The organism is Archangium sp. (genome assembly GCF_036388035.1).
GTDB lineage: Bacteria > Myxococcota > Myxococcia > Myxococcales > Myxococcaceae > Archangium.
Map to the genome: position 1 here is coordinate 1 of NZ_DASVSO010001046.1, position 21,043 is coordinate 21,043.

A 21,043-nucleotide genomic window follows, 5' to 3' on the forward strand; every position below is an offset into this window, starting at 1 on the left:
CCCAGGTTGACGCCGAGCTCCTCGCCGCCGTCCAGCACCAGCATGGGGGTCAGTTGGACATAGCGCTCCACGCCGCCCGTCCCGCCACCCGGCAGCAGCGCCAACCCGGTGGCCTCCAGGCGCGCCAGGTGGTGCAGGCGCCCAGCCGAAGAAGCCGATAGCGGTGGCTCCATTGCCCCAGCAGGCGGGTTGTCGGGCCCTTCCGCCTGCGCGAGGAGCAGTAGCACCAGCAGCGTGGATGTCATCAGCGCCTCCGATGGATGACGCCCACTCTATCGGGTGGCCCTGACAAATCCGGACAGACTGGACAGCGCGGGCAAAAGGCGCCTCGTGTCGTAGGGTCCGCAACCCAACCGCACGGGTCGCCTTGGCAGCTCGATGCACCCCGGTGCAGAAGGAGAGCGCATGCCACTTTGCACGGTCCGATCCCACCTCGCAGGAGTCGTCGCGACCGCGCCGCCTGCTGCGCACCCTGCGCCAGTTGGACGACAAGCAGCTCAGCGCTGGCGGTTACATGGCGCGCAGCCTCGTGCAGCCCGAGGCCCGTTAGCTCACGTCGGAGAGGTGGGTACCGGCCGTCTCCAGCAGCTTGCGCAGGAGCGCCAACCTCTCCGGCGGCCACCCCTGCAAGATGTGGATGATGCGGCTGAGCTCCGGGTGCTCACCGGCCTCGAGCGGAGGGGTCGGCACCGTTGCCTCGTGGGCCTGAGTCCCCAGGGACAGGAGCAAGTCCGAGGAGATGGCCAGGGTCTCGCAGATGCGCCGCAGCGTGGGCACGCTGGGCACCATCGCGCCCCGCTCGACCCGGCCGTAGACGCCGGGCTTCAGGCGCACCTTCTTGGCCACCTCCGCCTGCGTGAGGCCCAGCCGCAGGCGAGCAGCCCGGGCCGCGTCCCCCAGCGCGTGTCGCAGCTTCTCGTCCATGGTGTGCGTCTACCGCAACAGGAAGGGGACCGCGACGATCAACATCAACACGTGACGGGGACCTACCTGATGGCGGCTGCTCCCCCCTCTATGACAACTTCGAGCTCGACTGGTGAGCAGCTCGGGCAGGTGCGAGCCCAGGTGGCTGCGCCCAAGCCCGAGGCGCAGGACCAGGCCAAGGAGCTGCGCGTGATGCTGCGGCTCGTAGGGAGATGCTCCCGATTTCGTTCTGTCAGCCCTCCCGCGGTTTCGAACGCCCTCGGCCACCTCGCCAATCGGTAGGGTTATCCGAATCCGAGCAAGACCCCCGCCCCTGGGGGACAGGGGTTTCCTTCTCACGGGTCCAATTTCAAGTGGGTCCCCTCCATCTTCGAGATGGCCCCAGGGGTTAGGGGGCCTTGAATTTTTGGGGGACCATTGAGGCAGGGCCGTCAGGTACACCAGCCCCCGGCGCTGGCCTCCACACCTCACGCAGACGAACACGTCGAAGTCGAACGTCCTTCTGAGCAGCTCGGCCCAGTCTACTCGCGGCGTCCTCTCCTTCCTCGGCTCCTCCACCGTCGCGGCCAAGGAGAGGCTCTCCTTCTGTGGGCCCGCCTCCGTCCCCGCTTGAGGGAGCGGAGGAAGGTCTCCAGCAGCGACTCGACGTCGGCGTCCTCGGACGGAGGCAACGGGTGGAAGGTGCCGCCGTCGGCGAAGAGGCTTTCGGGGACGAGCACGTGGAAGTGGACGTTGAGCTGGAGGGCCGAGCCGAAGCGTTGGACGAAGCTGACCGCGCCGCACTCACGGGCGGGAAGCACCGGGCTCCGCGCACGGGTGCGAAGCGCGTTGAAGAGCGTGCGAGAGAGGGGCGGGAGGAGGAATGACTATGAACGGTGCTTGAGGGCCTATCCTCCGTTGTCGCGAGGCTCGTCTCCGTGGACACGTTCGACCGACGCGGACCATGATGCGGGCAGATTGGCGGACGAGACTGGGGTGACATGTGGGGATACTCGGGTACCAGTTGGCTATCGTGGCTTCCTTGATCCTGGTTCGACTCGTTGCCCCTCGGCGCTTGCTCGGGGCCGCCCTGGTCTGGACTGCCCTGTCAATCATCAACCTGTTCTGGCCGCCGCTCATCGCGCTCCAGTTGGCCGTTGTATGGGTCACCTACGGTTTTCTTGTGCCCTCCGCCGTCGCTCCGGACAAGGGGAAGCCGGCCCATCCGCCCGAACCGATGGGGAGCGTCCTTTCGGTCCTCGACGAGATGAACAAGGCCGTCGAAGAACTGCATGAAACTGTTTCGCTGAAGCACGAGATACAAAAAGCGACCATCGAACTCCAGCTGGGATGCGACATTGAGCGCGATCGGATCCGGTCCGTCCTGAAGGGCTCCGAGGAGCGCCTGTCGGCGGACCGGTACCGGATGTCCCTGAGCGAAGACCGTCGCGCTATGTACGATGCCGAGCACGCCAAGCTCAGGGTCGTCATCGAGAAAACCCGGAGCGAGTTGGCTGAGTCGATGGGCGAGAGTCCTTGCCCGCCTCGCCAGATCTCGCTGACGGACCTCACGGCACCCGCTCCCCACAAGAACCCGGAGGTGGCAGCGGCTGTCCAGCGGCATCATGCCTCCCTCGTGAGTGAGTACTCCAAGTTCCTCGCCCGCGTCGTGGGGCGACTGCAACAGGAGACGGAGCTGCGCTCCATCTTTGAGACGCAGATTAATGCGCTCACTCCGGCTCTCCTCTGGCGCATCGAGTGCTTCGAGGCGGGTGGCGACTGGCGCTCCGTCGCGAGCGTCGAGAGGAGGCAGATCGTGTCGACCTCGCCGCAAGGAAAGAAGCCGGAAAGCAAGCAGGAGAGCACATCGCCGAGCCAGTCCGACTCGAAGGAATCGAAGCCGAGCGATAGCGCGGCTAAGGCCAAGCGGGTGACGATCGACGAGCTGGCAGCGATGATTGACAGGGGCGAGGTGAAGGGCCCGCTGCAGATCCAGCGCTTCGGCGATCTGCCGCAGGAGAAGGTCGACGAGCTCAACCGGTCAGTGCTGGAGTGGCAAAAGAAGAGTCCGGAGGAGCGAGAGCGGGAGCTACGAAAAATCGAGTAAGTGTGTCGTGGTGGACGGGCGCTGGGTCTTCGTGACGTCCGCGAACTTCACCGATCGTGGCCAGACTCGGAACGTCGAGGTGGGCGTGTTGCTCGAAGATGCCCGATTGGCGGCAGTGCTCGAGGCCCAGTTCGTCGCTGGAGAATGGTTCACCCGGGTCTCGTGACTTCGGCCGACGATTCGGAGCGATTCCACGCGCGCTTGGGAGTGGTTGGGACAGTCTCATTGGAGATCCGCAGGCTCCTGCGGTCGCAGTCCCAACACCTTAGAGCGCCTAAAAAGTAAGGACTGGAGCGTTCGTCCGAGGGGAAAGGCCGCCGAAGCCTGAATTTTGTTAGGAGTTATTATGCGGCCAAGCTGGACGGGGTCCGTTATCCCAATGGGAACGCCTGAAACATGGGAACGCCTGAAACTGGCCGGACCTAAAGAAGTTGCTCTTTGGCAGAATTCCTGCTCGTTACCGATAGTGACGGCAGGCGAACAATACTTTGGAGGATGCAGACGTGACAGAAATCTCATTCAGTGTTGAATTGAACCACCGGAAGCGTAAACGCCGTTTCAATGACCCATACCGCGGGTGGCTACGGTGGATTCATGAGAGTTACCACACGCCTGAGGGCGCAATAAATATCCCCAAGACCCAGTTTTGTACGCAGGCAAAGTTAGACGACATCACGTTCAATTTCAAAAATGGAAACCTGGAGCAGGTAAACAGAAAGCCCCGGCTCGGGGGCATATTGTTGCTGCTTGAGTCACCTCACAGTGAAGAATACGACTACGACGTCATGAGCGGGACGATGATTCCGCTGGAGCCTCTAACCGGCCAGAGATGGCGGTTGAGATACCTCTCCCTGGTCTTGGCGGCTGTCGCTGACCACTGGAACCTGCCAAATTTAACAGATGTAGATGTAACGCTGTGTAACCCTATACCGTGGCAAGCCTCACTGGCCCGCCTCTTGAAGGTAGATAAGCTTCGTACGAAAATTCGAGATCGTATCTGGCTGGAGCTTTGGCATCTAGGTTTTGTTCGACACCATTTTGCGGAAAGAGTGTGGGAATATCAGCCCGGAATCATACTCAATGGCTGCACAGATGCACTAAAGCCTAATGTTTACACCTTCTTGTGCCGACTTGGATATGCGGGGCAGATCGCTCCGACGCATCACCCTTCCGGGTGGATGTACAACGAAGACGAGCGGTTAAGAGCGAAGCTTATGACAACATGGGCTTGCGCTTGGCAGTGAACTTGAGCGCCTAACGAAAAGTAAGGACTGGAGCGTTCGTTTGAGGGGGAAGGCCCCTCAAGCCTGACTTTTGTTGGGGGTTCTTATGGAACGTTCCAGAAAGCGATCTGAGCCCATAGCCCTGACGAGCCCGAACTCGCACGAATCAGGGAGCCTGAAACTTTTTGCACCGACCCGGCGGGGCTTCCTGCCCAGCACCATCCGTTACTTGTGTGCTGCGCGTTGATAATCCATGCACCTGACGCGCGCGCGAGCTTCGGAAATGTCGTGGGGAGCGTTCGACCGAGGCCCCCATGGGCCAAGTGGACGATGAGGTCTATACCGTGCTGACCTCCGAGAACCCCACGAAGATGTGAGTTGAACAGCTCTCCACATGCCAGCAGGTAGCAGTTCAGCCCCGAGCAATGGACCGTCCGTTTCTGTTTTGCTGTCACAGTAGGGGTTGGCATCATCCCGGCATTTTGTGAGGTCGAGCTCCGCTGACGGAACATATCGAGAACTATCCCTGCCGGATTGCTGGCGAAAACCCAGAAGGGAAGTGTGCCCTTCCGAGTCCAATCATCCAGAAGCTGCCTGCTATCGGACTTCGAGTGCCCCAGTTTCGCCGCGCTGCGTGAATCAATTCCCGCCGCGAGTGACATGCCCTTGAAACGCCGTGCGAGAGCCTCTGCCTCCTTCCTCACGGTCGACTCGGTATCGCTCGTCGCGAGCAAATAGCCAGCTGGGAGGAGCACGACCTCGGCGCGCTGCTGGTAGCAGTACGTTGCGATATCCGCTGCAAAGCTCCTCCGGTCGTCTTGCGCCGCTGGGTCGCGGAATCCGTCCCAGCTCACGAGGACACTTGCAACCTTCTTCATGATCTTCCTCTTCTCAGAGTGTGTCGGGGTAACCGGAAGAACTTACTTGGAGAGTGGGTGGGCGAGGGCAGAGACGGGCATTGGAGTGTGCATGGGCTGGCTCAATGCTCCACCGCCTGGAGGCGCCCCACGGAAGGCAAGCCTCGGAAGTTGCGTGAGCGTTTCGGGTGCGTTCGTAAGTGGGTTGGCGTATTGTCGCCATCACTTGGCGGTTTTCCGCCAACTCCAGGGGGGCACCTCGTGAAGATCGTAGGAATTCCGGGTACTTGGCCTGGGCCTCGCGGCTAGCACGGCTCCTGCTGCTCAGGGAGCATGGTCACCTACCACGAGGAGCAGATGGCTCGCCTCTATTACATGTCGTTGCCTGGGGTCGGCACCTGGGATGCCGCCATGCGCGAGACAGGCGCCCAGTTAAGGCCCTATCACGACTACCTCCGCACCGCGCTCAATTCCGCCAACCGCAACAAGCCGGTCCTCGCTTGGCGCGCTGCGGTGCAAGAGGAACAGCGGACGTTTCATGCACGAATGAAGGCCCGTTATGAGCGGCAGGCGCGACGGGCCAGCCAGGCTCAGAAGCGGCGCGAGAGGCACCTGTCTGCGCTCCCCACGGGGGTGTGGCTCGTGCTCGAAGCACCTCCGTGGAGGCCCGAGGAGCCCGACGAGACCTTCGATGCCTTCTTCGAGGCGAAGGAGGCATACGCGGACCCTGACTGCCCGCGGGATGGGTTCACCGAGATTCGTGAATACGACCGCGAGGGCCGTGCACTGCTCGTCGACGCGCTGCCCCCGCTCGTAGAACCGGACGGGGAGGGGGAGGAGGAGCCGCCTCCCCCCTCACTCTCGCATCCCTGGGGACCGCTGCTCTGGTTGCGTCCCAATACCCATACCCTCCAGTGCCAACTCCGGGTGTTGCAAAACCTCGACAACCGACCGGCGCCCCGCCTCGCATCCCTCACGCGCCTCGTTTCCACGCGCCCCTCCTGGGAGTCCGTCCGGCCAGTGGACATCGGAGAGGAGGAATGGATTTTCCTCCGTGCCCCGGTGCCAGGCGCACCGCTTCGAGATGGCACTCAAGAGCAACGTCAATTCGTCCGGGTCGCGCGAGGCACACCGGATTTTGCCTTGCTGGAGGGACCGCCGGGGTCTGGCAAGACGACGGCCATTTGCGAGCTCATCGTCCAGCTCGCGCGGCAAGGACAGCGGGTGCTGCTGGTCGCCTCCACGCATGTCGCCGTAGATAACGTGCTGGAGCGCCTGCTGGAGTGGCAGGACACCCTTACCGAGAAGCCGCTGCTCCCCGTGCGGATAGGTGAGGAGGACCGCATCCGGGCTGAGTCCGTCATTCCCTGGACGTACCAGCGGTTGCTTCGTACGTGGCGCGACGAGCTGCTCGACTTCTTGGATACTCCTGGCGCGGGCGTCGAGCCGGAGGGAAGCGCTGCCCGGCACATGCTCCAGGAGGCGTTGAACCATCCCAGGCCTGGGGAAGCTCCCCCCATCACACGGCTGCTGCTCGAGTCCGCCAACCTCGTCTGTGGAACGACGATTGGCATTCTCAAGCACCCCGCCATCCAGCAAGCAAGCCGCCAGGGCGAGCCCTTCGAGCCCTTCGATGTGATGATTCTCGACGAGGCCTCGAAGACGACCTTCACCGAGTTCCTCGTGCCCGCGCTCCACGCGCGCAAGTGGATCATCGTCGGCGATGTGCACCAGCTTTCGCCCTATGTCGAGGAGTCCAACCTCGCGGAGAACGTGCGCGGACTGCTCCCCGAGCCCGAGGCGCGCGCCGCCGCTCACGCTTTTCTCGCCTCGCGGAGAGGCAGGGCCCGCCAGCCGGGGCTCATCGCAGTCCACTCCGCCAAAGAGGCTGAGCTCCTGGCCATTGAGGCCGAAGCGCGGGATGTCGCGCATGTCGACCTCGATAGCGCTCCCCGGACGGCGCTCCGCCACTGCCCGGGTGCCATCCCGGGCCTGCTGTACGCGGAGCTGGTGTTCGGCTCGCCCGAGACCCTCCGCGCCTTCGAGCACCGCCTCCCTGGGGACCTTGGGGCAACGGGGGGCGCGCTACCGGCTCTGCCCGACTGGGAGGCTCACCGCCTGGCCCTGAAGACGGAAGTGGCCGAGAGGCCCGTGGACTGGGCCTCTGAAGTCGCCTGGCGTCTGGTGCGGTCGCACGAACTGCGCCAGAGCGCGGACCGGCGGCAACGCTACCTCGGCGAGCTTGAGGAACTGCAACCCGCGTCGCTGGATGACAAGGCGGGTGAGCGTCTGGAGCGCGATCTGCGCAACATCCGGCGGGTCGCCCTGCCCTCCATCCTTGAATTGTTGCAGAAGGGCTTCGAGCGATTGGCTGGCTGGCGCAACGATGTGGCCCTCACGGCGGGATTGCCTCGGGAGCACCTGGCCCAGCGGCTGGTCTCCTTGCGATTCCAATACCGGATGCATCCGCACATCTCGGCCTTCTCGCGAGAGCACTTCTACAGCCAGGGCGCCGAGCCGCAGCCTCCTCTCGATGATTTTGAAAACTCCTACGCGGAGATGTTCAGGATCGACGAGCCCCGGGACCAGCTCGGGCCCCGGGTGTTGCTTCAGGACGCCACGTCTCTGGAGGCGGAACGCGCTTGGTCCTACCGGCGCTACGCCCGGCGTGCCCTCTGGCTGGACGTGGCTCCGGCTCCAGGGCGGCGCAACGCCCTGGCGCGCCGCAAGCCCAACGAGAACCCGTCCGAGGTCCAGAAGGTCCTTGGAGAATTGGCGGCCTTCGTCGAGTGGGCGCGCGGCAATCCCCGGCGTGACAAGCAAGGACGTCCGCGCCCCTGGGAGGTGGCGATTCTGACCTTCTACCGAGGCCAGGAATCCGCTCTGCGCGATGCCCTTCGCAAGCTTCCCGGACAGGGCGGCAATACCCACAACTTCCACCTGCCCCAAGCGGAGGAGGCTGTGCAGGTGAGCCTCGCGACGGTGGACCGCTTCCAGGGGCAGGAGGCGGATCTCGTCCTGCTGTCCTTTGTCAAGAGCGGCTCGGTGGGGTTTCTGGACAGCCCCAACCGGCTCAACGTCGCGCTCACGCGGGCACGCTACCAGCTCGTGCTTATCGGCCACCGCACCTGGTTTGCTTCCGAGCGCTGCCCGGTGGAACTGCTCCGCTCGCTCGCGACCTCACCCCACTACGTCACCGACATTGGTTGGGAGGAACAGGAATGATCCGGCTCGAGAGAAACATTGATGTCCGTACCTTCGACGTCGAGGCCACCGTGGCCGTGGGCCGGGACCGGCCCGAGTTCCTGGCTGTTGCACGCCTCGCGGCGGATCTGCGCCGGCCTGTGGATGGCCGCACCATTGCCCGCGAGTTGCTGGGCGGGCTCCCGGAGCAGACCGGCTGGCGTGTCCTCGACCGGTGCGTGGCTCTGGGCCTGTTGGAGCAGCAGGGGGACCGCGGGCCCGCGGTGCTGTCCGAGAGTGGAGCGCGGGCGCTCGAGCAGGGGGCGGTCCTCGTCCCGGAGGAGGGCGTCTGGCGCTTCTACCTGGTCGAGGATCCGCTCGTCGACGTCTCGCTGGTGCATGTAGCGCGACTGGAAGCGCAGACCGCGAAGGATGAGCGCAACGCCTTGTATGAGGCGAAGCGGGAGGGCGCGAGCCGTCCTACCCCGGGCGCACCTCTTCCTGGCGCACTCGCCCAGCCGGCACTCGTCCGGCGCTTCCTCACGTCCATCGCGACTGGGAAAGGCTTCGAGCTGCGGCACATCGCCCGGCGCGGCGAGTCCGGCCCCTCCGGCACGCTTCGGCTCATCCTTGAGTGGCCTGAGGCCTCACCGCCCCAGCTCATCCTCCGGGGCCAGCTTCCGCAAGATGGCCAGGATGCACGGAGCAGGGTGGACCACCGGGCCGGAACCCCAGCCGCATGTGCCTCCATCCCATACGATGGGGTGTGGCGGGCACTCCTCATCGCCGCGCGCGGCGTACAGGCCGCGGAGCTGGCCCGCTGGCACGATCTCGCTGGGCACCGGGTGCTGCCCGTCGCCTTCGATGACGGGCTGCGCGAGCTGTCCCGGCGGACGATGCGGCTGGACGTGGACGTGCCGCCCACCAACATGAATCCTCTGGGGCGCTTCGATGCAACGCGCCTCGGAGACGTCCAGGTTGTCCCCCGTTCGGATGCCGATGCCCAGGCCTGGGCGGAGTGGCTCCAGTGGGATGCCCTCGACCGCTACGCCACCCCAGCTTGGCTCACGAAGATGGCGGAGGAACTCACCCGCCGTTTCCCCTACCACCGGCCTCGTCTCCCCAACTCCTCGGCGCTGTTGAACCGGGCCCTCCGCGCTCCCATGGAGCCCCGTGCCCGATTCCTGCTCGCCCCCGCTGACCTCGGACTCTGGAGCTGACCATGATTGCTCCCCTTCGACTCTCTCACGTCCTCTCCCTCGAAGATGAACGCCTGCCGCCCTCGTGGCTGCGACGTGCTCCCACGCGGCCCGATACTTCGGAGACCCCCGCTCCCGGCTTGTTCCGGGTTGGACCCACGGGCTCCTTCCGACAGACGCTGCTCGCCGCCATCGACAGCGCCCGGGAAGTGGTGCTTCTGGCATCGTTCCTGCTAGCGGATGAGCAGATCGCCGAGGCCATGGAGCGCGCCGCCCACCGAGGTGTGCGCGTCTACGCGCTCACAGCTTCTGAGCACCGGCTGGCCACCCTGCCCAAGGAAGACGATGCCTTCGAAATGGGTATGGTCGATCAGCACAAGCGGTTGTTGGACAGGTTGGCCGGCAAGGTCCTGCTACGCAGCGCTGAGCACTTCCATGCCAAGTTCCTCGTCGTGGACCCGGCGGGCGCCGCGAGAGGCTGGGTGTCCACGGCCAACTTCAACTTGGCGCTCCAGAAGTCCGTTGAACTCGGGCTGGCGGTGAGCCCCGAGTGGGCCAAGGGCCTGGCGGGCTGGTTCTCCTGGGTGTTCTGGCGGGAGGCGGAGCGCGAGCTGGTCACCAAGGGACGTCTCGCCGGAGTCGAGCAGCCGCCCACGCTCCCTCGGGAGCCCACGCAGGCAGGCGTGTTCGTCACGACGCGTATGCACCAGTTCCTCCGGGAGGAGGTGCTCCGGCTCATCCGGACCGCACGCCGGGAAGTGCTGGTGAGCAGCTACGGACTCGAGGCCGGCTACCCAGTGGTACAGGCCCTCGCGGACAAGGCCCGCGGCGGCGTGCCGGTGACGGTGCTGACGCGGCCTCGGCCCGCTGTGCTCCCCGCCATCGCCGCGCTGGCCGCGGCCGGTGCCCGGATCGCTGCCCATGACAAGCTGCACGCCAAGGCCGTGGTCTCCGATGCGGGTGCCTTGGTCCTCACGGCGAACCTTGAGGCCCAGGGGCTCGAGCATGGGTTCGAGGTGGGAGTGCACTTGGAGGCTACTGCCGCGAGTGCGCTCCGCAGCACCCTGCAGGAGTGGGCGGAAGACTTTCCCTGGACCTTCTCCCCCTCGGCACGCCGAGGAGACCACCTCGGAGAAATCTGGATTGCCGACCGAAGGCAAGGCGAAGGTCTTAGGGAAGTCATTCCGGAACAGTCCGTTCCCCTCGCTCCCGTGGTGGCCCCCAGCGCGCTCGACCTCACGATGGCTCCGACTCCGAGCCTGAAGGCACCCGAGCCCGGGCAGCGTCTCCCGAAGCGGCTCCGTTTCGAGTGGGAGGTGCGTCCCCCCCGGCTGCCCGAGAAGGCGAAGGAGCGCCGCCGCCTCGTGCGGCGAGAGGAGCCCGGCAAAAACGGCAAGCTCCGCGCCGTGGAGGTCCAGGAGTCTTACGAGCCCCCAGTCTTTGAACATGGTGGCAAGCTCTACGTCGCCGTCCAGACGCCCGAGGAGTTCGAGCCCGCGCGGCGACTGGCGGGTGAGCTGGATGCGACGGTGGTGGTGCGATGAGCTTGTCGAGCAAATCCTCGAACGAAGCCGTCCTGCTCTCATGGGTCAGCGTCAATCACCGCGGGGCCCCCTTCCTCACGGCCTTGGATGACCCCAAGAGTCCGCTGCGAAACCGGGTAGGCACGATCTACCTCTGCTGGCGTGATGGCGCATCGCCCGAGGACAATCGGGATCTCCTGGCGCTGAGAGAGACGCGGGAGCAGCTACTTCGGCGGCTCGGCTCGGCCTGTCCCGTGGTGGAGGAGGTGGCCTGGAAGACCGCAGACCCGCCTACGGACCATGCCGCCATCCGGCCATTCGCCGAACGGGTACTACGCAAGGTTCGGGACCGGCACCCGAGCGCACATGTCTACATCCTGGTCTCGCCCGGGACTCCCGCCATGCATGCCGTGTGGCTGGTCCTTGGGACGACGAGTTTCATCGACGGGCCCGTTACGCTCATCCAGACCGCCGACGAGCGAGGCCGCGCGGCGGGGCAGCCCCCCGTCCAGGAAGTCCGTTTCACGCTCGATACCTGGCTGCATCGCTACCGACGAGCACGGCCAAAAGCCACCGGAATGGAGGACGATGGACAGCTCTGGGACCCGGCCCGCGCACGCAGCAGGCCCTTGCGCGAAGCGCTCGAACAGCTCGTGCGGTGGGCACCCCTGCGCGCTCCGGTCCTGCTGATGGGCGAGAGGGGGACGGGTAAGACGACGCTGGCGAACTTCCTGCGAGCCATGAGCCCCTTCCAGAAGCATGGAGATGGGGAGTGGCCCGTCGTTGTCTGCGGGCAGTTCCGCGTGAATCGGGAGCTGGCCCGCTCTGAGCTCTTCGGCCACAAGGGCGGTGCCTTCACGGGGGCCACGGCCGATCGCAAGGGTCTGCTCGAGGACGCGGACGGCGACACGCTGTTTCTCGATGAAATCGCCGATATCGACCATGATACGCAGCGACTGCTCATGGCGGCCGTCGAGGGCCGGGGTTTCCACCGACTCGGCGACAATCAGCGCCGTCACTCCAGCTTCCGCCTCGTCTCGGCGACCAACCGCCCCCTCGAGGAACTCATCGGAGGCGTGCTCGATCCGGATTTCTTCGACCGGATTGCCGTCTTCACACTTCGCGTGCCGCCTCTGAGGGAGTGCCGAGAGGATATTCCCGACCTGTGGCGGAGTGTACTCGGGAGGACCGCCCGACTCGTGGGCACCCTCGTGGAGGGCTGGGGAGACTTCGCCGACAACGAGGTTCTGCTCGAGGCACTTGCGAGCCACGTGTTGCCTGGAAACCTTCGCGACCTCCAGCGGGTGGCGTTCCATCTGCTGGCGGCACTGAACGCCCGCGAATCGCCTACCATCGCTATTCGCAATGCCCTGAACAGCCTCGCCGAGCAGCCGTTGGCGCCCAAGGGGCTGCCGAGCATTGCGGAATTGAGGGCGCGGCTCCCCCTCCCTGGGGGACTTGAGGCGCACCTGTGCTCCTACCGTCACCGATGGGTGGATGCCGCCCTCGCTGCGGCAGATGGCAACCAGAGCCAGGCGGCCCGTCTGCTTGGTGTAAAGCGGGAGACTCTCCGCGATTGGCAAAGGAAAGATCTGGGGGAGGAGAGGAGAAAGAATGAAGGCAATTGAGTAATGGGCTGGTCACTGCACCTCCGGCGCCTAGCCCTCCTCGGCTGCTTGCCTTTCTATGGGAAGTCTCCGTCCTTCCTCTCCTGTCACCTCAACAGAATGCCCGATCCGGTCTCTTCCGAATTACGATTGTAGTACAAGCAGGCTATGGACGGGGCAGCAGCCGGGCCAGGATGGTCGCGAGCGCGCCCTTCGAGTGGGGTGAGATGGACGAGGGCGAGATGGGCCCGGGCTGCAGGAGCGTGTACCGGCGTCCTCGCGGTGCACGTGCAGCATTCGGCTCCGCGAACCGAGCCGCGCGCAGGATGCCGAACAGCCAAGCGCTTCTCTCGCCGCGCGCGGGCAGAGGCGGAGACCGGGGCGATAGAAGCCACGGATTGCCGAGCCCGGAGAACCGGATTAAAACCACGTGAGAGGTTCTCTCTGTGCCCATCGACTTCGCCGCGAAGGTTCTGGCCGTCCTTTCCGAGCACGGCTCCGTGAAGAGGATTCAACGGATCGAGGACGCTCCAGCAACCGGCTTCCATGTCTACGTCGTCTTCAACGGTCCCGAGGTGCTCCAGATCGGGCACGGTAGCGATGAGAGGATGCGGAGCTGCATGCGCAGTGCGCTGGCGAAGCGCCACAGCAAGGCCTTCATCTGCGCCTTTGGAGAGCGGGTCCTCGGAAGGCCGAACGAATACGCGTTCATTGAGGTCGGCTCGAAGGAAGAGGCGGAGCGGATCGAGGAGCTCGTGCACGGGCACTTCGGGATCCGCACTGACAGAAACGCGGCCTGTCTGATTTCCGGCCTTACGGATGCGGGACCGGTATCTGTCGCGCGCGTGAACCGCTGGCTTTGGGAGAGGGTGGTGGGCCTTGATGCCTATCGCGGCTTGTCGCCCGGCCGCAGGGTGATGGCCGAGGAGCTGATGGACCTGGTGACATGGGGCACGGTGCGTGAGCGAAAGCCGGGGACGGATCGGCGGACCGAGCAAGGGGACCTGCTCGAAGGTTACATCCTCACGAAGCTCGACAAGGCCCATCTCATCCACGTCTTCCAGGAACTCACGGACGATTACCTGCGGTACGGTAGCCACAAGCTCACGGATGAGGAATTCCGGGCCCGTGAGCGGGGCTATCAGTACGTTCCCAAGGGTGAGCGCTTCGAGATCGTGCTCGACGGTGAGCGACGTGCGGAAGAGGCGAGGGAACGTCCGGTGCGTCGACGCAGGATCATCCCACCGGCCCCTGCTGCGGCGGGCGTGGACGGAGCGCGGGTCCTTTCCCGAAAGTCCCGGCTTGAGTTCAGGAAAGCCGAGCTCGACGGGCTCGCGCCGGATGCATGGATCGAGTTCACGGTCTTCAATGAAGGAACCGGGAGCGATCCCCGCCGCATCGACTTGGTGTTTCGTTGCCAGGTGCAGGACGTCCACAGTTTCTTCCCCATCGAGCAGGACGAGGACTGGAGAAAGAACGGGAGGCACAGCTGGTCGAGGTTTCCCCAGTGGGCCATGAGCTGGGTCGTTCGGGGCGGAATCGTCGCTTAGCCTGTTACGCGCGCAGTGACCCGCGCACGCGATCGCGGCGATGGCCACCCGTATGGGCACTCCCTTCGGCGCCCGCCTGCCCTGAGGAGGAGTCCACCGAGCCAGCAGAAGACACGGGGAGAGGGCGAAGCGCAAGCGTCCCCAGCAGCTGGAATGGGCCGGACTGCTGCGACGCTCTCGCCGCAGCCCCAGATGCACAGGGATCCTGTTTGTCTCTTGCTCGCCGTCAGGTTGCCGGAGTTGTCATGCACGCCATGGGCATCGCCCTCCGGGCACTTACCCAACCTCCCTGAAGGGGGTAAATACCGGTCCGAGTACTACCCAGAGCACTGGGGCCTCCAAATCTTAATGACGAATGGAAGGTTTTTCAGTTCTGTCTCACGCTGAGCGGATCAGCCGTTTCTCGGATGATGGATGCACCACCGTTACCGCCCGGATGAGGAAGGTGCTGATATCTTCCGGATCGGTAGAAGCCGCCAGTTTTGCCTTTCCCTCGCGCACGCTGAGCGTCACGAAGACGCGACTCCCCGCTATCACCAGTGCGCCCAGGCGGAGACCCGAGGTGGATCCGGACCTCGAGTCCGATGCCGGAACCGGGCTGGCTCGGGCGATCAATGTTCCCCAGGCCACGACCCGCTCCAACCAGAGCCCGTGCTCCACACCACGGCGTGGCGTGTCCCCCAGCTTCTCCGCCAGCCCGCTCACCGCGCGCTCGTCCATGGCCAGTTCGAGTGCCACCGGAGCGAGCCGCGCGACCTGGTGCGCCGCCTCCTCGGTCGCCTCCCTCGGCCACACGTCCATCCCGAGGTCCCATGCGAGCCACCCCAGTCGTTCACGCAGCACCGACAGGTCCTCGAACGGAGTGCCCTCCTGTTCCTTCACGGCTCGCAGGATGAGACGCCCAGGCCCCAGCAGCGTCTGGAGGAGCTTGGGCAGGAACTCCTCCTGCGCCTCGGCGTCCACCAGCTTTTCCGCTACGGGACGCCAAGTGTCATTCGTCTCCGCCTGCCGCAGAGCCTGGATGAGCCCGAGCACAGCCGAAGTCTGGAGAATGGCCGTGGTCGCCACGGGATTCGCATCCTTCTGGGCGTTTTCCAGTTGCTTCCCCAGCTTGCGGAACAAAGCTCGAGTCTTCCTCCTGCACGCCAGCGCCAGCGCGTGGACATCGACCTGGAGCTGGATAGTTAGTTCCTCGTCCTCGGTACCAATGAGCGACTCGTCGCTCCGCTGCGGCGCGCTGGGACCCTCCGCCGAGGCGAGCCCCTGGCTGAGCTTTCGCAACAGCGCGTCCAGGAGCACCGACAATTCGTTGCTGCACCACCGGCGCGCCCGCCGCTCCTGCGTGGCGCTGAGGCTGACTTCCAGCGGCACGGTCTCCGCGGCGGCCGCCTCCTGCTTCACGGTTCCCGCCGTCCCGGCCCGCACCTGCTCGGCCTCGGGTTGCCCATCGAAGATGACGCGTTCCACCAGCGCGAGCAGTTTCTCGATCTGCGTCGGATCTCCTCCTCCGAGTGACCCCAACGCCTCGCGGAACTGCCGTTGCCGGTTCGATACCGCGAGTTCCCGGAGCTTCGCAGTCCGGTGCACGATACCCCAGCGGCTCCGGCCATCTCCGTACACGATCCGGATCAGGTCCACCGCTTCGCGCAGCGTGGAGTCCTCGATCCGGATCCGCCCTGCTGCATCGGGGGTCGGCTGGAAGACGGCGCGCGAGTTTCCATGCGCATCCAGCAATTCCATCGCCGTGATGGGCTCCGTGCCCAGCCGCTCCTGCTCGACTTCGAACCCCTCCGGCGTCTCCACGAAGCATACCGCCGCAGGCACCTCAACCTGCTCTGGCCTGTCTGGCTCCGTGTCGGAGTCCTGATCCACTGGCTTCCACCGCCCCGCCACGGACACTGCCTCCGCCAGGGCCCTCAACCCGAGCTGTTCGTCCAACGCTTCGGCGGATGCGCCTGTCCGGACGATGACCGCCTCCGCGTTCCGCTGCCCGGGCGCCGCGAGCCATGCGGCGGCGCTGGGATTGGCGCTGCCGGTGATGAGAACGGCGCCATCGCTCGTTTCGAACAGGAGTGCCTTGGCGTGCAGGTAACGCCGCTCGCCCGTGGCACCATCCAGTTCCGACGCGTCCACGAACCTGACGCCCACGAGTGCATCCGCAGTGGTCCCGTCGATTTCAACCTCGTCCGGTACGACCCCCACGACCAGCTCCGCCGCCGGAAAGTCCGCCTTTAGGCGGCGCAGGAAGGCCAGCTTCTGGTCGAAGAACGGGCCGACGACGGTGATGCGCCGAACACCCCCTGGCAGCAAGGGCCGTACCCGATCCCAAAGCGACGCACCCTCGGGTCGGGACCCGACGAAGCGCACGGGCATGTCCAGGGGAACCGGTCCGCCCAACCACGGCGCGAAACCGTGCAGCGCCTTCACCGCGTCTCGGAGGGGCTCCGCCTGGGTGGCCGTCCAGGCAGTCACGAAGTCCAACGCCTCACGGAAGGCCGCAGTGCCCACGCGATCCCTTGCACCCTCGATCTCGAGAACATTGGTCAGCTCGTGATTGCGGCCATACCCGGCGTAGGTGAGATTGTGGCTGCCCACCAGCAACCGCCCCGCTTTGTTGCCCGCGAGCAGCAGGAGCTTCGGATGGAAGGCGCCCCCCTCGGCCACCGGCACCAGTGAATACGTGCTGCCCGCTCGTCGCGGGCGCCGCTCGGGGGACGCCAGCTCCTGGCCCAACTGTCGAGCGTCCATGGCTAGGACCACGTGGCGGCACCCACGCGCGGTGATGCGGCGCAGCACCACCTCCTCGAAAAACGGTAGGTAGCTGTTGTACGTGGTGAGAAGAGCGGCTTCGTATGCGCCCTCTTCAAGGACTTCCAGCAGAGACACCCCCTTTTTCTTCTCAGCCATGCAACTCCTCCAGCATCTTCTGGCCATCCGGTGTGACGGAGAGCGAGCCGTGCTCACCCAGGGCGACGAGGCCGAGATCGATCAACATGCGGAGCGCGGTCCTCAGACGCGGTGATGTGAAGCCCGGCGGAGGCGCCTCCGAGACGACGTGCAGCGCTCCGTCCATGGGGCGCACCAGGAATGTGTCCTGCGAGTCCTGGTGCAGCTTGCGCAAGGCCACCCGGAGGTGTGTTTCGACACCCCAGCGTGCTGCGAGCCACCCAGCCAGTTCCTCAAGCGACAGTGAGCTCCAGACCTCGCGTGCACACCTCCGGAACTCCCACAGGTTGATGCCGTACGCCCGGAAGTAGTCGCTCGGAAGGAAGCCGCGGTACGGATCGCCGTGGCTCTCGTCCCGAGTGGCCAACGCCACCATCACCTGGAGCGACTGTGCGAGGACCTTCTCGGTTTCACCACGCCGGACCGCGTCTTCCATCGCCGTGGCAAGTGACTGCTCGTGCTCGGTTGCGCGCCAGTCCACCAGATCGGGCAGCTCCAACCTCTTTGCTGCCACGGCCTGGCTGAACGGGAGGGAGGCTCGCGCTTCGAGCACTTCTCGGGCGAGCTCACGGACGCGCTGCGCCACTGCTGCGCTCCCCTGAACACGCATTCCCTTTCCCACCAACCGCAGGGCCACCCAGAACACCCCCTGGACCGCGACGGAGAGCAACTCGCTTCGCTGGTACACGGCCCATGCTTGGCGGGTGGCCTCCAGCTCTTGAGGCAGGCTCCACGTCTTCCCGTCATGTACCGAGCCCGCGTAGACAGCCGCGCGAAACAACGCCTGCGGGTTTTCCTTCGGCTGGAGTTGGCTCAGCAAATCCAGGAGCAGGGCGAGGCTGTTCCTGCGCCACCGGCCCGTCTCCCCATGGACCTGTTTCCGATCGAAGAAGAGCTCCAGGAGGGCCGTATGCTCACGGGTGCTCGCTGGCAGGCGGCAGGGGCAGAAGTCGGCCAACGCGTCCAGGGTGGCCTCATCCACGGACCCGGCCTCCAGCACGGAAAAGAACGCGTTCGAGTCCGCCCCCGCCTCCATGTTCTCCGCCAGCGGCCCCCCCCGTTCGGTCGTGAACTGCGGGCCCTTGCTGGAGTCCCCGGCGAGGACGCCGAGTTCCCGGAGCGGGCCCAGGTAGTACTGGCCGAGCCCCCCGTAGCGGTTCTTGAAGTAGCGCTTCGGGTGCTCGCCCTCGAGCGCCGCGTATGGGAGGAGATCCAGGTGGCCACCGGACTCCAACTCCCGTTGGGGAGCCATCAGCGTGTTGCGGCCCACCATGGCCACGCCGTGGAGCGCCTCGTCCTGGCTCAGCTTTTCCGCGTGGCGTGAAGCGATAAGGGTGAAGAGGCACTCGCCGCGCCGGACAACCTGGAGCGGTGTGAGCGCCAAGCTGGGCCGCCTCTTCAGGTTCCAGAGAAGCCACGGATAGAAGCTGTAATAGCGAGCCCGATCCGTGACGTTGCTGATGCCGGGCAGGAGCTGGCTGTAGAGCGCAACCGAAGGCGCCTGGACGGCTAGGTGATCCTCCCCCCGCTTGTCCGCAGCCAGCCGAACCCACTGGGTGTCGATCCGCATACAGCGAGCATACTCTCGTCCGGCACCACACCCGTCGTGGAGCGGCTGGGGGCTGGCCAACGTGCTTGGCGACGCGCGAAGTGCCTACCTATGGGGTGCAGCGTCAGGCTCAGAGTGAGCGGTTTTCATGTGCCCCCAGTGTGCCCCTCCAGCGCGGATTCAGAGGGAACCAGGGGGTATGACACGGCACGAGACGGGATGACGAACCCGAGGAAAATCAGGGCGGTAGCGGGTAAGGGCGCGTCCTGCTTGAGGTTTCCTACCGCCCTGCCTAGGGTTCGATCCCCGGCTCGTGCATCCCGCTCCCCTGGCGGGCGGTCAGGTGGGTATCCAACAGTGGGCCCTCTCCAGGGGGGATGGTTGTCCGCCTCGGGCGATGTTCGCAGAATGCGTGCTTGCGTCGCCGGGGGAAGTCGGTTACTTACCCACCCGCTGTTGCCGCTTGCGCGATTAGCTCAGCTGGATAGAGCGTTGGCCTCCGGAGCCAAAGGCCGCAGGTTCGACTCCTGCATCGCGCGCATGTGAGGGTCGGGAGCCTTCGGGTTCCCGGCCCTCTCTGTTTTTCAGCCCTCGGGCGTCTTCCGGGGGGACAGGTGGATGCGCACCGAGCGCACCCGGCGCGGACTCGCGTCGAGCACCTCCAGCACCGTCCCGTCCTCCAGTGTCAGCTTCGCCCCCTTCTCGGGGATGGCTCCGGATTGCACCGCGCACAGGCCTCCTACCGTGGACCAGCCCTGGCCCTCCTCCAGCTCCAGCCCCAGCTCCCGGTTCACGTCCCGGATCGCCGCCGTGCCCTGCACCACCGCCGTGGTGGGGCTCTCCCGCTGGATGGGCTCCTCGGGCTTCTCGAACTCGCTGGAGATGTTGCCCACCAGCTCCTCGACCAGGTCCTCCACCGTCACCAGCCCCGCCACGCCCCCCCGCTCGTCCACCACGATGCCCAGCTGCATCCGCCTCCGCTGTAGCTCCTTCAAGGCGTCGATGGCCCGCATCGACTCGAAGGCGAACCAGGGCGAGCGCATCACGTCCTCCAGCACGATGAGCTGGCCCTCCCAGGCCACCCCCAGCAGGTCCTTCGCGATGACGTAGCCCACGATATTGTCGAGCGACCCCTCGTACACCGGCATCCGCGAGTGCCCGTGCTCCAAAAGCACCTGCTTGATCTCCTCCGCGCTCGCGTGCCGGCGCAACGCCACCATGCGGCTGCGTGGCACCATCACCGCCGACAGCGGGATGTTGCCCAGCTCGAACGCACGAGAAGCGATCTCCCCGGTCCGGGGATCCAACGAGCCCGACTTCGCCGCCTCCTCCACCAGTTGCTGCAGCTCGTCCGGCGACAGGCGCGACTCGGTGAAGGTGGTCCGGTCCCCGAAGAAGCGCAGCAGGACGTTGGAGCTGGCGGTGAGAAACCAGACCAGGGGCTTCATCAGCCAGGAGAGCCCTCGCAGCGGGCGGGCGATGAACAGCGCATAGCCCTCGGAGAAGCGCAGGGCCAGGGACTTGGGCACCAGCTCGCCCAGCACCAGCGAGAGATAGGACACCAGCCCCACCACCAGCGCGAAGGCCACCTGGTCCGCCAGCCCCGCCTGGAGCCCCAGCCGGGTGAGGACCGGCGCCAGGCGCTGGGCGATGGAGGCTCCGCCGAAGGCCGCCGCGCTGGCTCCCACCACGGTGATGCCGATCTGCACCGTCGCCAGGAAGCGCTCGGGATCGTCCCTCAGCGCCTGCACCGCCCGGGCGGAGGTGCTGCCCTCGTCGAGCAGCTCCCGCAGTCGTGTCTTGCGCACCGACAGCAGGGCCAGCTCGGCCCCCGAGAAGACCCCGTTGGCCAGGATCAGCAGCAGGATGATGACGAATTCGGTCGCGATGGCTGCTTGTCCTCCAAGCACCCTCTATAGCAACCCCCGCCAGCCCGAGCGCCTCGAAGCTTCGCGAGTGTCCGCTCGAGGCGCTGGGTGCTCGTGTCGCGGTGGCCCGTCAGGCGTCCAGCGACTGGAGCAGGAGCGAGAGCTGATCCCGGCTGGCGCCCTTGGGCAGGTAGTAGTGCGGTCCGGAACGGAGCGCACCGCCCACGTCCTGGGCCGCCGCGGAGGTGAGGAACACCACGCGGGGCGGGCTGCCGTTGCGAGGCATCCGCTCCAGTACCTCGAAGCCGTTCATCCCGGGCATGTTGAGGTCCAGCAGCATCACGCCGCAGCGTTGCCGGGCTAGCGAGTCCAGGGCCTCCTGACCATTCGCGGCCTCGATGGTCTGGTAGCCCAAATCCTCGAGACACAATCTGAGGAACTCCCGCCAGTCCGCGTCGTCATCAACGACCAGTACCTTGCGCGCGTCGTCCTCCGATGCCCTTCGACCCAAGTGACCTCCTGGTACGT

At 65.6% G+C, this 21,043-nt stretch carries 15 protein-coding genes, 1 tRNA gene and 1 pseudogene; 10 read left to right on the forward strand and 7 right to left on the reverse strand.

The annotated features are described in order from the left end of the window. A pseudogene (locus VF697_RS43035) lies at nucleotides 1–245 on the reverse strand (hypothetical protein); the annotation flags it as partial. Between the two features lie 122 nt (nucleotides 246–367). On the opposite strand from VF697_RS43035, the gene VF697_RS43040 reads away from it, so the two are divergent. After that, on the forward strand, nucleotides 368–550 hold the full coding sequence (locus VF697_RS43040; protein WP_331104554.1) for a hypothetical protein: 183 nt from the start codon (nucleotides 368–370) through the stop codon (nucleotides 548–550). On the opposite strand, the gene VF697_RS43045 is transcribed toward VF697_RS43040, so the two are convergent. Together VF697_RS43045 and VF697_RS43660 are read right to left on the reverse strand one after the other, a co-directional pair. Beyond that, the gene (locus tag VF697_RS43045) at nucleotides 547–924 is read right to left on the reverse strand and encodes a helix-turn-helix transcriptional regulator (RefSeq protein ID WP_331104556.1); all 378 of its coding nucleotides are present in this window, start codon (nucleotides 922–924) and stop codon (nucleotides 547–549) included. The genes VF697_RS43040 and VF697_RS43045 overlap by 4 nt on opposite strands. 521 nt (nucleotides 925–1,445) lie before the next feature. Beyond that, nucleotides 1,446–1,724: a transposase gene (locus VF697_RS43660; protein WP_414641474.1), complete on the reverse strand. Its 279-nt coding sequence runs from the start codon at nucleotides 1,722–1,724 to the stop codon at nucleotides 1,446–1,448. 212 nt (nucleotides 1,725–1,936) lie between these two features. Here VF697_RS43660 and VF697_RS43050 point away from each other — a divergent pair, with 212 nt between their 5' ends. The 8 genes from VF697_RS43050 (at nucleotide 1,937) to VF697_RS43080 (ending at nucleotide 14,152) form a co-directional block, all read left to right on the forward strand. After that, complete coding sequence (locus VF697_RS43050; RefSeq protein WP_331104558.1) at nucleotides 1,937–3,010, forward strand: hypothetical protein; 1,074 nt, start codon at nucleotides 1,937–1,939, stop codon at nucleotides 3,008–3,010. A 10-nt stretch (nucleotides 3,011–3,020) separates the two neighbouring features. Continuing rightward, complete coding sequence (locus tag VF697_RS43665; protein WP_414641475.1) at nucleotides 3,021–3,176, forward strand: phospholipase D-like domain-containing protein; 156 nt, start codon at nucleotides 3,021–3,023, stop codon at nucleotides 3,174–3,176. A 337-nt stretch (nucleotides 3,177–3,513) separates the two neighbouring features. Continuing rightward, on the forward strand, nucleotides 3,514–4,254 hold the full coding sequence (locus tag VF697_RS43055) for a hypothetical protein (protein WP_331104560.1): 741 nt from the start codon (nucleotides 3,514–3,516) through the stop codon (nucleotides 4,252–4,254). Nucleotides 4,255–5,636: 1,382 nt separating this feature from the next. Then, nucleotides 5,637–8,315, forward strand: coding sequence for an AAA domain-containing protein (locus VF697_RS43060; RefSeq protein WP_331104562.1), 2,679 nt, complete (start codon nucleotides 5,637–5,639; stop codon nucleotides 8,313–8,315). Beyond that, nucleotides 8,312–9,493, forward strand: coding sequence for a hypothetical protein (locus tag VF697_RS43065; protein WP_331104564.1), 1,182 nt, complete (start codon nucleotides 8,312–8,314; stop codon nucleotides 9,491–9,493). Before VF697_RS43060 ends, VF697_RS43065 begins: the two co-directional genes overlap by 4 nt. A gap of 119 nt (nucleotides 9,494–9,612) precedes the next feature. Next, nucleotides 9,613–11,016, forward strand: a complete 1,404-nt coding sequence (locus tag VF697_RS43070) for a phospholipase D-like domain-containing protein (protein ID WP_331104566.1) — start codon at nucleotides 9,613–9,615, stop codon at nucleotides 11,014–11,016. Next, complete coding sequence (locus VF697_RS43075; protein ID WP_331104568.1) at nucleotides 11,013–12,623, forward strand: sigma-54-dependent transcriptional regulator; 1,611 nt, start codon at nucleotides 11,013–11,015, stop codon at nucleotides 12,621–12,623. Before VF697_RS43070 ends, VF697_RS43075 begins: the two co-directional genes overlap by 4 nt. A 425-nt stretch (nucleotides 12,624–13,048) precedes the next feature. Further along, nucleotides 13,049–14,152, forward strand: coding sequence for a hypothetical protein (locus VF697_RS43080; protein ID WP_331104570.1), 1,104 nt, complete (start codon nucleotides 13,049–13,051; stop codon nucleotides 14,150–14,152). A 378-nt stretch (nucleotides 14,153–14,530) separates the two neighbouring features. Here the strand turns inward: VF697_RS43080 and VF697_RS43085 are convergent, their stop codons facing one another. Together VF697_RS43085 and VF697_RS43090 are read right to left on the reverse strand one after the other, a co-directional pair. Then, nucleotides 14,531–17,059, reverse strand: a complete 2,529-nt coding sequence (locus tag VF697_RS43085; protein ID WP_331104571.1) for a hypothetical protein — start codon at nucleotides 17,057–17,059, stop codon at nucleotides 14,531–14,533. Continuing rightward, nucleotides 17,052–18,668, reverse strand: coding sequence for a hypothetical protein (locus VF697_RS43090; protein ID WP_331104572.1), 1,617 nt, complete (start codon nucleotides 18,666–18,668; stop codon nucleotides 17,052–17,054). Before VF697_RS43090 ends, VF697_RS43085 begins: the two co-directional genes overlap by 8 nt. A gap of 444 nt (nucleotides 18,669–19,112) precedes the next feature. On the opposite strand from VF697_RS43090, the gene VF697_RS43095 reads away from it, so the two are divergent. Continuing rightward, nucleotides 19,113–19,186, forward strand: a tRNA-Arg gene (locus VF697_RS43095). A gap of 45 nt (nucleotides 19,187–19,231) precedes the next feature. On the opposite strand, the gene VF697_RS43100 is transcribed toward VF697_RS43095, so the two are convergent. Both VF697_RS43100 and VF697_RS43105 read right to left on the reverse strand, forming a co-directional pair. Then, nucleotides 19,232–20,509, reverse strand: a complete 1,278-nt coding sequence (locus VF697_RS43100; protein WP_331104593.1) for a hemolysin family protein — start codon at nucleotides 20,507–20,509, stop codon at nucleotides 19,232–19,234. Between the two features lie 136 nt (nucleotides 20,510–20,645). Further along, nucleotides 20,646–21,026 (reverse strand): response regulator, encoded by a 381-nt coding sequence (locus VF697_RS43105; RefSeq protein ID WP_331104574.1) that lies wholly within the window; start codon nucleotides 21,024–21,026, stop codon nucleotides 20,646–20,648. Nucleotides 21,027–21,043: the final 17 nt, after the last annotated feature.